The organism is Cohnella terricola (assembly GCF_007786475.1).
GTDB lineage: Bacteria > Bacillota > Bacilli > Paenibacillales > Paenibacillaceae > Cohnella > Cohnella terricola.
On the sequence record NZ_VNJJ01000008.1, the window covers coordinates 73,142 to 87,301 of the forward strand.

General features: G+C 48.0%; 15 protein-coding genes and 1 pseudogene. 14 read left to right on the forward strand and 2 right to left on the reverse strand.

What is annotated here, in order from left to right; genetic code table 11:
* Positions 1–39: 39 nt before the first annotated feature.
* From FPZ45_RS15265 to FPZ45_RS15295, 7 genes are all read left to right on the forward strand, one after another.
* Entirely contained in the window at positions 40–726 is a 687-nt protein-coding gene (locus tag FPZ45_RS15265; RefSeq protein ID WP_144703450.1) for an amino acid ABC transporter permease, read from the forward strand.
* On the forward strand, positions 723–1,466 hold the full coding sequence (locus FPZ45_RS15270; RefSeq protein ID WP_144703453.1) for an amino acid ABC transporter ATP-binding protein: 744 nt from the start codon (positions 723–725) through the stop codon (positions 1,464–1,466). The genes FPZ45_RS15265 and FPZ45_RS15270 overlap by 4 nt, the downstream gene beginning before the upstream one ends.
* Positions 1,467–1,734: 268 nt before the next feature.
* The gene (locus FPZ45_RS15275; RefSeq protein WP_144703456.1) at positions 1,735–2,310 is read left to right on the forward strand and encodes a TetR/AcrR family transcriptional regulator; all 576 of its coding nucleotides are present in this window, start codon (positions 1,735–1,737) and stop codon (positions 2,308–2,310) included.
* A 110-nt stretch (positions 2,311–2,420) separates the two neighbouring features.
* A complete protein-coding gene (locus FPZ45_RS15280) occupies positions 2,421–3,035 on the forward strand; it encodes a cysteine hydrolase family protein (protein WP_144703459.1) in 615 nt (204 codons plus the stop codon).
* Positions 3,036–3,052: 17 nt separating this feature from the next.
* On the forward strand, positions 3,053–4,012 hold the full coding sequence (locus FPZ45_RS15285) for an aldo/keto reductase (RefSeq protein ID WP_144703462.1): 960 nt from the start codon (positions 3,053–3,055) through the stop codon (positions 4,010–4,012).
* 159 nt (positions 4,013–4,171) lie between these two features.
* Complete coding sequence (locus FPZ45_RS15290; RefSeq protein ID WP_144703465.1) at positions 4,172–5,494, forward strand: MFS transporter; 1,323 nt, start codon at positions 4,172–4,174, stop codon at positions 5,492–5,494.
* Between the two features lie 13 nt (positions 5,495–5,507).
* Positions 5,508–6,329, forward strand: a complete 822-nt coding sequence (locus FPZ45_RS15295) for an enoyl-CoA hydratase/isomerase family protein (protein ID WP_144703467.1) — start codon at positions 5,508–5,510, stop codon at positions 6,327–6,329.
* A gap of 104 nt (positions 6,330–6,433) precedes the next feature.
* Here the strand turns inward: FPZ45_RS15295 and FPZ45_RS15300 are convergent, their stop codons facing one another.
* Positions 6,434–6,973 carry a GNAT family N-acetyltransferase gene (locus FPZ45_RS15300; protein ID WP_144703469.1) on the reverse strand — a complete coding sequence of 180 codons (540 nt, stop codon included), beginning with the start codon at positions 6,971–6,973 and terminating at the stop codon, positions 6,434–6,436.
* Positions 6,974–7,025: 52 nt separating this feature from the next.
* Here FPZ45_RS15300 and FPZ45_RS15305 point away from each other — a divergent pair.
* Positions 7,026–7,148, forward strand: a pseudogene (locus FPZ45_RS15305) (dihydrofolate reductase family protein); the annotation flags it as partial.
* On the opposite strand, the gene FPZ45_RS15310 reads toward FPZ45_RS15305, so the two are convergent.
* Positions 7,141–7,722, reverse strand: coding sequence for a TetR/AcrR family transcriptional regulator (locus tag FPZ45_RS15310; protein WP_144703472.1), 582 nt, complete (start codon positions 7,720–7,722; stop codon positions 7,141–7,143). The pseudogene FPZ45_RS15305 and the gene FPZ45_RS15310 sit on opposite strands and share 8 nt — an antisense overlap.
* A gap of 218 nt (positions 7,723–7,940) precedes the next feature.
* On the opposite strand from FPZ45_RS15310, the gene FPZ45_RS15315 reads away from it, so the two are divergent.
* From FPZ45_RS15315 to FPZ45_RS15340, 6 genes are all read left to right on the forward strand, one after another.
* Positions 7,941–9,269, forward strand: coding sequence for an MFS transporter (locus FPZ45_RS15315; RefSeq protein ID WP_144703475.1), 1,329 nt, complete (start codon positions 7,941–7,943; stop codon positions 9,267–9,269).
* On the forward strand, positions 9,266–10,207 hold the full coding sequence (locus FPZ45_RS15320; protein WP_144703478.1) for an alpha/beta fold hydrolase: 942 nt from the start codon (positions 9,266–9,268) through the stop codon (positions 10,205–10,207). The genes FPZ45_RS15315 and FPZ45_RS15320 overlap by 4 nt, the downstream gene beginning before the upstream one ends.
* 128 nt (positions 10,208–10,335) lie before the next feature.
* Positions 10,336–11,151 (forward strand): MerR family transcriptional regulator, encoded by an 816-nt coding sequence (locus FPZ45_RS15325; RefSeq protein ID WP_144703481.1) that lies wholly within the window; start codon positions 10,336–10,338, stop codon positions 11,149–11,151.
* Between the two features lie 34 nt (positions 11,152–11,185).
* Positions 11,186–12,379 carry an MFS transporter gene (locus FPZ45_RS15330; protein WP_144703847.1) on the forward strand — a complete coding sequence of 398 codons (1,194 nt, stop codon included), beginning with the start codon at positions 11,186–11,188 and terminating at the stop codon, positions 12,377–12,379.
* 61 nt (positions 12,380–12,440) lie between these two features.
* The gene (locus tag FPZ45_RS15335; protein WP_144703484.1) at positions 12,441–13,655 is read left to right on the forward strand and encodes an MFS transporter; all 1,215 of its coding nucleotides are present in this window, start codon (positions 12,441–12,443) and stop codon (positions 13,653–13,655) included.
* Entirely contained in the window at positions 13,648–14,130 is a 483-nt protein-coding gene (locus FPZ45_RS15340; RefSeq protein ID WP_144703487.1) for a GNAT family N-acetyltransferase, read from the forward strand. The genes FPZ45_RS15335 and FPZ45_RS15340 overlap by 8 nt, the downstream gene beginning before the upstream one ends.
* Positions 14,131–14,160 lie beyond the last annotated feature (30 nt).

Below are 14,160 nucleotides of genomic sequence, written 5' to 3' on the forward strand. Positions count from 1 at the left end.
ATGTTTTACGTGTTCTAACGATAGAAAAGAGGGGTTAATGTGAACTTCGATATTGGCTATATGTTTGATATTTTTCCAAGAATACTACAATATTTACCGATTGTTTTATATATGGGGACATTATCATTTGTTTTAGCAGTCATTGTGGGTTTAATTTTTGCAGTTATTATTAATGCGAAGGTGCCCGTTTTGTACCAGCTACTGCGAGTCATCATCTCCTATTTCCGCGGGGTACCCACGTTAATTCAAATTTTTATTTTTTATTTTGGTTTACCACAACTATTTCCGAGCTTAAGCTCCATACAAGCTATAACGGCGGTTATTATTGCATTAAGCATTAAAAATGCTGCTTATTTATCTGAAGTATTCCGCTCAGCATTTTTAGCGGTAGATAAAAGTCAATTTGAAGCTTGCGAGGCAGTGAATATGACGAAGTGGCAAGGACTGCGCACAGTTATTTTGCCACAAGTATTTCGTGTAGCTATTCCAGCTACGGGCAACTACTATATTATGATGATTAAAGAAACTTCATTGGCATTTACAATCGGCGTAGTCGATATGTTAGCCCGTGCTAAGCTTGAATCCGCTGTTACCTATAAATTTCTAGAGGCGTATTTAGCCGTTGGATTAATATATTGGGCAATTACAGTCGTATTGGCATTTTTACAGTCAAAGCTTGAAAAATATATGGAACGTCCGTACTTGAAGGAGGCGACAAAATCATGATTAAAATTCAAAACCTCCATAAAAGCTATGGGAATACAGCTATTCTAAAAGGCATTGATGTGGAAGTAAAAGATGGTGAAGTGTTGGCCATTATTGGCCCATCAGGTTCTGGGAAATCAACATTGTTACGCTGCTTAAACTTTTTAGAAAAAGCGGAAAAAGGGATCATTGAAATTGATGGAGCAAAAGTTAATGTAGAGCAGTATACGAAGGCAGATGTTGTTCAATTACGCAGCAAAACAGGAATGGTTTTTCAAAACTATAATTTATTTAAAAATAAAAACGCCTTACATAATGTTTCAGAGCCGCTGCGCTTAACGAAAAAGATGCCGAAAAAACAAGCAGAGCAAGTAGCGTATGATTTATTAGCTGAAGTAGGCTTAAAAGGAAAAGAGCTTAACTATCCAGTTGCCTTATCTGGTGGCCAACAGCAGCGTGTAGGAATCGCAAGAGCACTGGCGCTTAATCCGTATGTTGTTTTATTTGATGAACCGACATCATCTTTAGATCCGGAACTTGTAGAGGAAGTACTGAATGTGATGAAGGATGTTATGAAACAAGGTAGAACGATGATAGTTGTGACCCATGAAATGGAGTTTGCGAAAGAAGTAGCAGATCGTGTCATTTTTATGGCAGATGGGTATATTGTAGAACAAGGCACACCAGAAGAATTATTTACAAATCCACAAAATGAAAGAACGAAGCGATTCTTAAAAAACTATTTAACATTGCACAATTAGAGCCGGCTATTTGCGTAAGTTGAGAGGACGATTGCCCAGAGGGGTAGCCGTCCTTTTTTGCGAACAGTACGAGCCTTATCCTAAGCAGCTCTCGTTATGTGGAGAACACTCATTTAAGAACGATCGTTCAAAATTATTCTTGACCGATCGTTCTTAAAGTGCTAAATTTATTTTTGCAACGACGCACACATCTAAGAACGGTTTTTCAAATTCATTCTTGACCGACCGTTCTTAATTCTCTAAATTTGCTTTGAAAGAAGGGTTATGGATGGCCAGGACAAAGGAGTTTGATCATGATTCCGTTTTGCTTAAAGGCATGCGGTTATTCTGGGAACAAGGGTATGAGAAAACCTCCATGCAGGAACTCGTATCGCACATGGGGGTTCATAAAGGGAGCATGTATGATACCTTTGGCGATAAGAAATCCTTGTATCTCAAAGCATTGAATCGCTACAGTGAAAAGCTAGAGCAATCGTATAAGCTTCGTATAGCAGGCCTTTCTGCCACAGAAGCAATTCGAATGCTATTTGAAAGGGCAATTCATCCGGGAGAGGAGTCTCCTGTGGGCTGCTTCATAGTGAATACTGCGGTTGAATTGGCCCAACATGATTCAGAGGCAAGAGAATGTGTTCATCAGTTCTGGGACTATACGGAACAGTTAATACGTGATCTTATCATGGAAGGTCAACAATCGGGGGAACTTTCCAAGACGCTCGACGCTGAAAGCCTTTCTCAATATTTTAACAATGCACTGATTGGACTTCGCGTTATGGTCAAAACGATTACAGACGAAGATAAATTACGCCAAATTATTGAAATGAATATGTCTGTATTAAATGGCTGATATTTTATGATTTATAAGGATGTATGTTATGGGTTTAATTTGGAACAATATCAAAATGAAGCTTCTTCAACGAGTACGGAATCTAAGAAATCGGAAGGGAATGCTTATCCATGACAAAGATCTACCAACCAACTACAACAGGGCTGCTTTTGGTTGACCCATATAATGATTTCTTATCACCGGAAGGCAAGAGTTTCGCACGTGCGAAAGAAGTAGCTGACTCCGTAAACTTGCTTGAACATCTAAAAGAGATCCTTAATGCTGTTCGGGAAGCTGGCATTCAAGTCTTTTTTGTTCCTCATCATAGATCTGAACCGGATGATTACGAAAACTGGATGCACCCAACTCCTTATCAGCTTCTTACGAAACAAAGACAGGTATTTGCTAAAGGTTCTTGGGGTGGAGAATTCCATCCAGATTTTGAACCTCAGAAAAACGATGTGATTATTAAAGAGCATTGGGCCAGCAGCGGATTCGCGAACACTGACTTGGATCATCAGCTTAAAATGCATGGTGTACAAAAAATTATCGTTGTTGGTATGTTAGCCAATACGTGCATCGAAGCGACTGCACGCTTCGGCATGGAGCTTGGTTACCATGTCACACTGGTTAAAGATGCAACAGCTGCTTTCAGTAAAGAAGCCATGCATGCGGCGCATGAAATTAATGGCCCTACATTTGCACATGCCATTTTAACAACAGAAGAACTTCTTGCAGGCATATAAAATAGGAGAGATGTACCATGAAAACCGTTCAGCTAAAAAACACCCGTATCCCGGCTATTGCTCTCGGTACCTGGTCTTGGGGAACCGGCGCCAACGGAGGGGACGCGGTTTTTGGAAATGATCTGATGTCCGAGGATTTAAAGCCCATATTTAATGCGGCAATGGACGCCGGATTGAATCTTTGGGACACGGCCGCGGTTTACGGCATGGGCGCTTCGGAAGAAATTCTAGGAAAGTTCATTCAAGGAAGAGACGACGTCCTGATCTCAACGAAATTTACGCCTCGCATCGAGCAGTCAGACAACGCTATTGAAGAAAGCCTCGCAGAAAGCTTGCAACGGCTTGGAACGAATCATGCTGATATTTATTGGATCCACAATCCGAAAGACGTTCAACGCTGGACGCTAAAACTGATCCCATTAATAAAAAGCGGAAAAATCAAGTACGCAGGCGTATCCAATCATAATTTAGATGAGATTAAGCTCGCGGCGGACATTTTGGCTCAAGAGGGGCTCCAGCTCTCAGCAGTTCAAAACCATTACAGCTTACTTTACCGTTCTTCAGAAGAAGCCGGCATCATTGAGTATTGCAATGCCAATGACTTGATCTTCTTCTCCTATATGGTATTGGAGCAAGGTGCATTAACTGGTAAATATCATGCTCAGAATCCCTTTAAGGCGGGAACCCGAAGAGGAGATGCCTTTAATGAAGAGGTACTTGCCAAACTTGAAAACCTGACGGAGCTGATGAGAGAAATCGGCTTACGGCATCATGTCGCTCCTGCTGAAATCGCCATTGCTTGGGCAATCAACAAGGGAACGGTACCGATTATCGGCGTAACAAAACCATCGCACATTGCCAGTGCTATTTCTGCCATTGACGTCAAATTGACAAATAAGGAAATTGAAGAACTGGAACGAGCAGCGAAGTCGTCAGGCGTGGAAATTCGAGGTGCATGGGAAAATAACATGATCTAAATTGTAAAGGAGAGCAGCGAAAATGGATAAAATGGAAAAGAAGTTGTACGACTTGCAGAGCATTTGAATTTAAGAACGGTCGTTCAAAAATGATTTCTTGAACTGTAAAGGAGCAACGGTAATTATCGAGGTATAACAACACGACAGGACGGTATCCACATGAAAGATAAAATCGTCATACCGGTATGGACAATCGGTGTTTTCATCGTCATCATGAACACGACGATGTTTAACGTCTCCATTCCAAGCATCATTCGGGATATCGGCGTTTCAGCAGACCTTGGCTCTTGGATCGTTTCCAGTTACTCGATCGGCTACGCCTTGTCAACGGTCATTTATAGCAGGCTTTCAGACACGCTGCCAATTCGAAGATTGATGGCGGTCGGACTCGCGATACTCGGGCTATCTTCAATCTTCGGCATATTCGCGAATAGTTTTCATACGTTGCTGATTGCGCGGATCGCACAGTCCGCCGGCGCTGGTTCGATGGCGGGACTCGGTCTCGTCATCGCCAGTCGGTACATTCCTTACGAAAGGCGCGGCAGAGCAATTACGATGATTTCTGCGGGATCCGCCATGGCATTCGGGCTTGGGCCGATTGTAGGCGGGCTGATCAGCGAGTTCATCGGTTGGAACGGGTTGTTTGCTGTCACTTGCCTCGTGCTTGTGCTTCTTCCGATTTTGCTACGTCTGCTCCCTAAAGAGCAGCCCAAGCCGTTCCGGTTTGACATCGTAGGCGCCCTTCTGATCGTCGTGAATGCCGTGACGATTCTGACTGCTGTATCGCATCGCTCGATCGTATGGTTGGGAGTCGGGATTTTATCAATTGCGGTGCATGCTGCGTACATTAAACGTGCCAAAGCACCGTTCATCAATCCAGACGTATTGGCTATTCCTGCATATCGGAGATTGCTTCTGGTCGGTTTCTGCATTCTGTTCATGAATCTCGGCAATTTGTTTTTAATGCCGCTTGCGCTTGCGAACCTATTTGGCAAATCGCCGCTAGAAATCGGCTTTACGATCGCGCCGGGAGCTGTTTTATCCGCTATTCTGACGAGTTACGTCGGGCGCTGGATCGACCGATACGGAAATTTACGGTTTCTGTTGATCGGGCATGTCATTTTGGCTTTGGTATTGACGCTTTTTTGGACGAACGTCAGTGTGTCATCGGCTGTCTTTCTTATAGGATATCTATTCTTCTCTCCAGCGGTCTCGACATCGTTATCGTCCTTAAATAACGAAACATCCCGTATTTTACCAGCTGAGCTGATCGGCTCTGGCATGGGCTTTATGCAACTGATTCAATTTTTCGGCGGATCATTTTCCGTTGCGGTTTGCGGGATGCTGCTTACTTTTCAAGAGAAGATTTCACTGATTCACGCCTATAAATACGTGTACGGAGTTTTGACTGCGATTAGTATTTGCTCATTAATCGTGCTGCTGTACCATGCTTCCGGTCGTCAAAACGCACAGTCCAATTAAAGGAGTTTTTAATATGAATTCGAACACTCAATTAATTATCAATCGCAAAACACCATCATACTGGCGCATAACATTTCATAACCCGCCGATCAATTTGGTTGATCCGGATACGGTATATGAGCTGTTGGAGCTCATGGATCAAATCGAGAGCGACCCCGAGCTGAAGGTTGTCGTATTCGATAGCGCTGATCCTGATTTTTTTATCTCTCACTATGACATGACACGCGCCGGAGAGAAGCAAAAAACGCCGAAAGCCATTGATCTTCCGCCGCTTATTGACTTCACGACACGGCTTTCCAAATCCTCGGTCATCAGCATCGCTGAAATTCGGGGCCGGATTCGGGGAGTCGGCAGCGAGTTTGCCCTAGCATGCGACATGCGGTTTGCCAGCCTAGAAAAAGCCGTCTTCGGACAGCCGGAAGTCGCCGTAGGCATCGTGCCAGGCAGTGGCGCAATTGAGAGGTTGTCCCGTCTGTCGGGACGTGCGCGAGCGTTGGAAATCATTCTGGGCGCGAACGATTACGATGCCTTAACGGCGGAACGTTACGGATGGATAAACAGGGCGATCGCCGACGTGGAGTTGGAGGAGTTCGTCGAGAACTTGGCTCGTAGAATTTCGACCATAGATCGCCAGGCGATAAGCGATGCTAAACGGCTCATTAATCGTATCGGACTACCAGAGACTTCGGAATTGCTAGAATCCAGATCGGCGTTTATCCAGGGAGCGATGGCCCCGGGCACGCAGGATAAAGTATCAAAAGCGATGGCGCTAGGATTTGGACGACAAGGGGATTTCGAGCTTTATTTAGGTCAACGATTGTTAGATGTAGAATAAGAGGGGGAGAACCACCTCGTTTTAATATGAGCTTATGAAGGAATTGACAGCGCCGGTCATAGCAATGACCTCGGCGCTGTTGAAACACTTGGTCCGGATGTTGGTTACCCGCCACTTAATTTCATCATTTCGGAACATAAAATTGCATATACAAATGAATCGTGCCATTTGCCTTTGAAGAATCGATGTTCTCGTAAGTGGCCTTCTTTACGCATGCCGATTTTCTCCAAAACCCGAATAGAGCCCACATTGTTTGGTCTACATGTCGCATAGATACGATGAAGATTCAGCTCATTAAACCCAAAGTTGAGCATTGCTTTAGCAGCCTCTGTAGCAAAACCAAATCCCCAATAGTTACGATTTATGCTATAACCAATTTCCCCTTGATATCCGTCTCTTTTAAAACTGCAAGCTCCGATTAATCCATTCGTTTCTTTAACAATAATAGCAAGAGTAAATTGATTTCTTGGATGAATGCCTTGCTCTTCAACAACTTGTTCGATGAATGCTTCCGTGTCTTCGAGTCTGTTTGGTCCCCAGTCGGAATATCTACAAACCTCTTCATCAGAAGCATATTTGTGAACTTCCTGTAAATCTCCAGAAATAAAATCACGTAGAACTAATCGATCCGTCTTTACAATCAAGCCCTGCACCACCTTGCTATTTAATAACAATATACAAGTTGAGAAGTAGTTTGATAATAAAGCAATATTCATAAATGATAGTATTCTTGAAGAAGTAAATAAATTAAAGAATAAGCCTGGTAAAGACATCTGGCTTTATGGTGGAGCAAGTCTGATTACAACTTTTATCAAATTAGCAAGGCGACAATGGTCGCTACGGCGTTGTCCGCAAATGTTCGATCGGGGCGTGATTTCATCAACGTGGTAAGACCGATCATTGAAACGACGAGTGTCTGGGCGAGCGATTTGGCGCTCACATGATTCCCTAGTTCGCCGGATTGCATCCCCCGTTCAATGGTTTCCTGAAAGATCGCCGCCAAATACATCTGGTGCTCTCTGGTCAGCACTTCAAATTTGGCATCATGTGGAGCAAGCTCGACCATGACATTGAGGCAAAAACATCCCCGGTATGGACCATCCTCGTATCCTTCCGCCACAATGCCCGCAAAGAAAGTGCGAAACGCTTCTTTGACAGACGGCACGCTCTGCAGCCTAGCGCGCACATAAGAAGCATGGGATTGATTGTATTTGCGAAGTGAAGCTTCAAAAAGTTCCATCTTATCGCCGAACGCGGAGTAGAGACTTGGCCGTTGAATGCCCATTTTTGCCGTTAAATCGCTTAATGAGGTCGCTTCGTAGCCCTTTTCCCAAAACAGTTCCATCGCGGCATGCAATGCTTGCTCTTCGTTAAACGTCCGAGGCCGAACCATATGCAATCCTCTTTCTTTTTATATCGTTCAGTATATTAAAATGATATCTCAAGGCTAAAAAATAGTCAAATTCATATCATTTTGTGGTTGACGTCATGCTAAATCTTCATGTATATTAACCTACATTGATTTATATACCGATCAGTATATTATACTATTCGGTACGTAATTGATTGAAATTAACTCTGGTCAACCCAACCTGAAAGGTGAGAGTAGATATGGAAAAGCTTAAAGACATAGCGGAGGGAGGTGCCGGAGAAACCTGGATTACCGGGTCGGCTTCTGAGAGTAAACCCGTTACCAGTGCTTCCACGCCCCATTCATCGCTATCGCGTACACTTGGTTTGCTGTTTGCCATCGCTTGCGGGCTTGCTGTGGCCAATGTTTATTATGCACAGCCGCTGCTTGACGCGATGGCAGTCGAGTTCGGCATCCGCGAGTCGACTGTCGGGGTTGTCGTCACCATCACTCAGATCGGGTATGCACTTGGCCTTCTGCTGTTGGTACCACTTGGCGATTTGCTGAATCGCCGACGGTTAATCGTTGGTCAGTCAGCGTTGTCCGTAGCGGCTCTCGTCGCTGTCGGCTTTTCTCCCAATAGCACGCTGCTCTTTTTCAGCAGCGCTTTGGTTGGGTTACTCGCGGTGGTCACGCAGGTGCTGGTTGCATTCTCGGCCGTATTGGCAGCGCCGGCTGAGCGTGGCCGTGTAGTAGGAACTGTGACTAGTGGCATTGTCATTGGTATTTTACTGGCGCGGACCATCGCGGGGTTCATGGCCGATCTCGCGGGCTGGAGGGCGATCTATTTCGTATCGGCGACCTTGACGCTGCTCATCACCATACTGTTGTTTCGTGTGCTGCCGGAGCACGACAAGGTGAAGGGAACGATAACTTATCCGCAATTACTGCGCTCGGTTTTCATGTTGTTCTTGGAGGAGCCGATTTTGCGCATACGTGCTTTGATCGCCTTCCTGATCTTCACCTCAACTACGGTCTTGTGGACGCCGATGGTGTTTCCGCTCAGCGAACCGCCGCTTTCGCTCTCGCATACCGAGATCGGGTTGTTCGGCCTGGCTGGCGCCGCTGGAGCGTTGGGTGCGGCTCGGGCAGGGCAGATGGCGGATCGCGGCTGGAGTCAGCGGGTTACCGGCATCGGGCTGTTCATCATGTTGCTGTCCTGGCTACCGATTGGGTTCACTATTAATTCCTTGTGGGCTTTGATCGCTGGCGTAATCGTCTTCGACCTCGGTTTGCAGGCCGTGCATGTCACGAATCAAAGCATGATCTACAGTGTTCGCCCCGAGGCTCATAGCCGGCTTACTGCCGGGTACATGATTTTCTATTCCCTCGGCAGCGCTGCCGGCTCGATTATCTCGACGTTCGTGTATGCGTGGGCTGGTTGGACTGGTGTATGCCTATTGGGCTCGGCCATAAGCTTTCTGGCATTACTATTCTGGGCGTTTACCCGCCATTTGACGCCCACTGCTTATACTGATTCGGCCAGCCAGATTTTACGATTCAATTCTAAGGGGGAACATTTCTCATGAAGTATTCTTATAAACTCAACCGCGATCCGCTTGCGGATTGCGACGGTACCTACCCATTCACACCACACTTCACCGACGCTCCTGGGTTTGCCATGCACTATGTTGACGAAGGGCCGCACGGAGGTGATACCGTGCTTTGTCTTCATGGCGAGCCAACCTGGGGCTATATGTTTCGGCACCTCATCCCGGTCCTGAGCTCGGACAGTCGTGTCATTGTCCCTGATCATATGGGGTTCGGCAAAAGCGCGACTCCTCAGGATCGTAGCTACTGGCTGCAAGATCATATCGACAATCTCGAACGGTTCGTGCTTGCGCTCGACTTGAGGGATATCACGTTGATTATGCACGATTTTGGCGGGCCGGTGGGGATGGGATTTGCTGCCCGTCATCCAGATCGCATCCGCAGGCTGATCTCGACCAATGGGCCGACACCGTTCGGCCAGTCCAGCCTCGGAGACCGGTTGAGCGCCAATGTAGGCGTCTCGCCCTGGTTCCAATGGGTTATCCAGGCGGAGAAAGACGGGAGTCTCGAAGCCGTGTTGGGCCAACTCGGTTTTAATATTCTCAGCACGCTCAAACTGAACGGTTTTGAGAACAATACCCTAATTACCGACACCTGGCTGGCGGCTTACGGCTCACACTTTGCCGATCCGTCGGATTGTCTCGGAGCGATCGGCTGGGCAAAAGGATATGCTACAGGCGCACACCAGTTTGAATTACCTAATGCCGAAGCCGTCCGCATGATTCGCACGAAGCCTGCAATGGCCATTTGGGGAGAGTCTGACCGAACGCTGCATGCTGAACATTTTCTGCCGCTGTTCACAGAGTTGTTCCCCGATTCTCCCGTTCACCGACTAGCAGGCGTGGGTCATTATTGTCTAGAGGATGCACCGGATGAAATTGGACGTCTCGTTGCAGACTTCATCCGCCGGAACTGAAAGCTGTACCAGCTGCACATCGATGTGCAGCTTTTTTTCACCCTCATCTTGACTCTCCCCTTAACGGAAAAGTTATACTTCTGAAGAAGTGAGCAGAGGCGCAATATCTACAATTGAGGGGTGCATTTATGTTCAAAATCAGCGAGTTTTCGAAGATCAGCCAAGTGTCTGTCAAGACGCTACGGTACTACGACCAGCTGAATTTGCTCAAGCCGGCCCATACCGATCTTTATTCTGGATACCGATACTACACTGCCAATCAGTTATTTCAGCTTCACCGCATATTGGCCTATAAAGAACTGGGGTTCTCGTTGGAGGAAATCCGTCGGATGATCGACGAGCAAATTCCGCTTGAGCAAATCAGAGGGATGTTCCGGTTCAAGCAGCACGAGATACAGTCCAATGTGGACAAAGAGCAGGCCAAGTTGGTTCGCATCCAAGAACGGCTAGACGCCATCGAGTATGAGGGAAAACAGAGGTTCACGCATGATGTCGTGCTGAAGGAAGTGGAACCGCAATTGGTGGCGTCTTATCGGCAAAGAACTTGTTTTCGGCAAATTCCGGATATGTTTCGGCAACTGGACGATTATTTGGGCAATGCCGGTCGATCGTCCTTGTCGCAGATTATTTTGTGGCATGGCTCTGAGGAAAGTGATGAAGATATGGACATTGAAGCAGCTCGGCTGCTAACCGATAAAGTGCCAAGCCGGTCGCCCTTTGCAGTCCAACAATTGCAGGGCATCCCGCTAATGGCCACGTTGATCCATTATTGCCGGACGACGAGCCGTTGCACCGCAAGCACGGAACTGGCGCTGTGGATTGAGCGAAATGGTTATCGAATGATCGAAAATGAGCCGCGGCGCGAAATTTGCATCCCTCATGAACAGACAGGCGATCCGGAAGCTTATGTCGCGGAGGTGCAGATTGCCGTCGAGAGAGCTTAGATTAGACGTAGGAGGAGGAGAGAGGGTGGAAGTGTTGACAAGACACCATAAATTGTTGACGTTGAATTTGTTTCTATTAACCTTTGTGCTGGGGACGAGCGAATTTGTTATTGTAGGGCTGCTTACAGAAGTAGCGGCTGATTTTCAAATCGACATATCTACAGCCGGGGTGCTTGTATCGGCGTTTGCCTTGTCGTTTGCAATCGGCACACCGATCTTAACGGCTCTGTTCAGTCGGTTTGCCAAATATCCGCTCATGCTGACGCTGATCGCCATTTTTATAGCTGGCAATATCGCAACCGCCCTGTCTGAGTCGTATACACTTTTGCTTGTTTCCCGAATCATCACTGCTGTCGTAACCGGAGTCTTGATTGCGCTCGCGATGGTGGTTGCCAGCGAAACGATGCCCGCCGAAAAGCGGGGGGCGGTGATTGCCATCGTTTTTGCAGGATTTACCGTGGCCAGTGTCATCGGAGTCCCGATCGGCACTTCTATCGGGCAATGGGGCGGATGGCAAATGGCGTTTGGATTCACCGCCATGTTGGGGGCTATTTCCTTGATTTTCAGCTGGGCGACCCTTCCTAAGGGGCTGAAAGGGACGCGGAGTTCCTTAAAAAATCAGATCGGCTTGCTCGCCCATCCGCGTATTGTGATCGCATTCTTCATTCCGGCCTTCAGTATTGCGGCGACTTATACCGTATACACGTATCTGACGCCTTTGTTGCAAGTGGTGCTCGGGGTGCCCAAACGGTATATCAGCTTAGTGTTTCTGCTTTACGGGGCAGTGTCCATCTTCAGTACGTTGATTGGCGGAAAATTGGCCGCACGAGATGGGATCAGTAAGCTTCGATATGTGTTCCTGATTCAGGCCGTCATTCTTGCATCGCTGTATGTTTCCTCGAATTCGTTGGTCGGGGGGATGGTAAGCATCTCCTTTATTGCCCTGGTCCTCTATGCGATGAATTCCACGATGCAATTATACTTCATCGATTTGGCCGACCGGCATTTTCCGGCTGCTCGGGATCTGGCCTCGTCGCTTACGCCTGTATCCGTGAATGTCGGCATTGCGGTCGGATCGGCTCTCGGAGGATGGGTAACAACGAACATGAGGCTGATCGATATATCCTGGTCCGGAGGCATCGTGGCAATCGCCGCATCCTTGCTGGCTGTAGTCAGCTATCGTCTCGACCAGCAAAGACAGGATGGCCAGAAAGTTTTCGTGAATTGAACGTCTCTAAGGCGGTACTCGGCTGTCAGTCAATATGACTGGTCGATACGGGGGGGATCCTATGTCAAATGTTGCTTTGAATCAAGCCGTACCGTCGAAAACTAACGTTCGAAGCTGGCTGGCGATCGTTGTTCTCGGCATTGCCATGTTCACTGTTGTCGCCACCGAATTCGCTCCGATCGGACTGCTATCGTCTATCGCTTCCGATCTTGGGCGCAGTCCCGCAACGGTAGGGCTTATCGTAACGGCCTATGCGCTGATTGGAGCAGGCAGCGCGTTACTGTCCGCCGTACTGCCGAACCAGTTCCCGCGCAAGCCGCTACTTATCGGGCTGATGCTGATGCTGGCTGCCGCGAACGGACTTGCGATGATCGCCCATTCGTTCCCGTTTCTGATGCTGGCGCGGGTTATCGGGGCACTGTCGCATGGCGTTTTCTGGGCAATGGTGGCCGCTCTTGCGACACAGATGGCTCCTCCGAACCGGACGGGCCTTGCGACTTCGATCGTTTTCGGCGGCATGTCGATTGCGAACGTGCTGGGTGTTCCGCTGCTCAACGTGATCGGACAGTCATGGGGCTGGCGTGCGGCATTTGGTACCCTCGTCGCGGCCTGCATGTTCACGGCGCTGTTAATGGTCATCGTGCTTCCGCAAATAAAGACCGCAGGATCGGTCGGATTCGCCACCTTGGCCAGTGTGCTGCGCAGCGGCAAACTGTGGCGCGTCTATACGGTGGCGATCTTCACGGTAGCTGCGCATTTTGGAGCGTTCACATACATCGAGCCGTATCTGAGAAACGTTCCTAGCATTGCCCCCGCTATGATCGCCGCTATGCTCTTTGGCTTCGGGGCCGCAGGCTTGCTCGGAAATGTGCTTACTGGGGCGCTGATCGACCGCTTCATGAAGACGGTCATCGCCGTATCACTACTGCTTATGTGCGTATCGCTCATTGGTCTGGGCACATTCGGGCTGAGCTCCGGGGTAGGGCCGGTTTTGACACTGCTCGTTGTTTGGGGCGCGGCAATCTCGATACTTTTTATTGGTATCCAGACATGGGTATTGCGAACAGGTGGGGAGGCGGCGATACCGGCGTCAGCCGTGTATACGACCGTGTTCAACTCCTCTTCAGGCGTGGGAGCCGTACTCGGTGCATTCGTTTTGAATAATGCCGGTTTGTCTGCCGTTATGACCTCGGCTGGTCTGGCTATTGTCTTGGCTTTTGCTTTTGTCGTTTTGGATCGAGTCAAACATACAAGAGGAGGAAACATAGATGCTTGAAACCGTACTCACGATCACTTCGATGCAGACGCCTGAAGAGGCTCGGGCCTTCAAAACACTTAACGAGGAATGGATCTCCCTCCTCTTTGCCATCGAAGAGGAGGACCGGGTTATCCTCAATAACCCAGTGGAGAACATCGTGAACAAAGGGGGAGACGTACTCATCGCACGCGAAGGCGATTCGATAATCGGATGCGTTGCACTCGTTCCGAATGGGACCGGCGTGCTAGAGCTCTCTAAGATGAGCGTTACACCCGGGTCGCGGGGGCGCGGATACGGACGGAGAATCATCCATGCCGCCATTAACCGCGCACGCGGACTTGGCGCAACAAAGCTCTTTTTGGGCAGTAGCAACAAGCTGCCGAACGCTGTTCATCTTTACGAATCGGTTGGATTCAAGCACGTTCCTGTTGAGCAGATCGGGCCCATGCCCTATGTAAGAGCGGATGTGTTTATGGAGTTGGAACTAAAATGAATACGGAGACAAAATGGTGCAGAGGAAGCT

Excerpts from the sequence above, each read along its gene's own strand:
- FPZ45_RS15270 (WP_144703453.1), top strand. The coding sequence starts at position 723 with ATGATTAAAATTCAAAACCTCCATAAAAGCTATGGGAATACAGCTATT.
- FPZ45_RS15275 (WP_144703456.1), top strand. The coding sequence starts at position 1,735 with ATGGCCAGGACAAAGGAGTTTGATCATGATTCCGTTTTGCTTAAAGGC.
- FPZ45_RS15280 (WP_144703459.1), top strand. The coding sequence starts at position 2,421 with ATGACAAAGATCTACCAACCAACTACAACAGGGCTGCTTTTGGTTGAC.
- FPZ45_RS15285 (WP_144703462.1), top strand. The coding sequence starts at position 3,053 with ATGAAAACCGTTCAGCTAAAAAACACCCGTATCCCGGCTATTGCTCTC.
- FPZ45_RS15290 (WP_144703465.1), top strand. The coding sequence starts at position 4,172 with ATGAAAGATAAAATCGTCATACCGGTATGGACAATCGGTGTTTTCATC.
- FPZ45_RS15295 (WP_144703467.1), top strand. The coding sequence starts at position 5,508 with ATGAATTCGAACACTCAATTAATTATCAATCGCAAAACACCATCATAC.
- FPZ45_RS15310 (WP_144703472.1), bottom strand. The coding sequence starts at position 7,722 with ATGGTTCGGCCTCGGACGTTTAACGAAGAGCAAGCATTGCATGCCGCG.
- FPZ45_RS15315 (WP_144703475.1), top strand. The coding sequence starts at position 7,941 with ATGGAAAAGCTTAAAGACATAGCGGAGGGAGGTGCCGGAGAAACCTGG.
- FPZ45_RS15320 (WP_144703478.1), top strand. The coding sequence starts at position 9,266 with ATGAAGTATTCTTATAAACTCAACCGCGATCCGCTTGCGGATTGCGAC.
- FPZ45_RS15325 (WP_144703481.1), top strand. The coding sequence starts at position 10,336 with ATGTTCAAAATCAGCGAGTTTTCGAAGATCAGCCAAGTGTCTGTCAAG.
- FPZ45_RS15335 (WP_144703484.1), top strand. The coding sequence starts at position 12,441 with ATGTCAAATGTTGCTTTGAATCAAGCCGTACCGTCGAAAACTAACGTT.
- FPZ45_RS15340 (WP_144703487.1), top strand. The coding sequence starts at position 13,648 with ATGCTTGAAACCGTACTCACGATCACTTCGATGCAGACGCCTGAAGAG.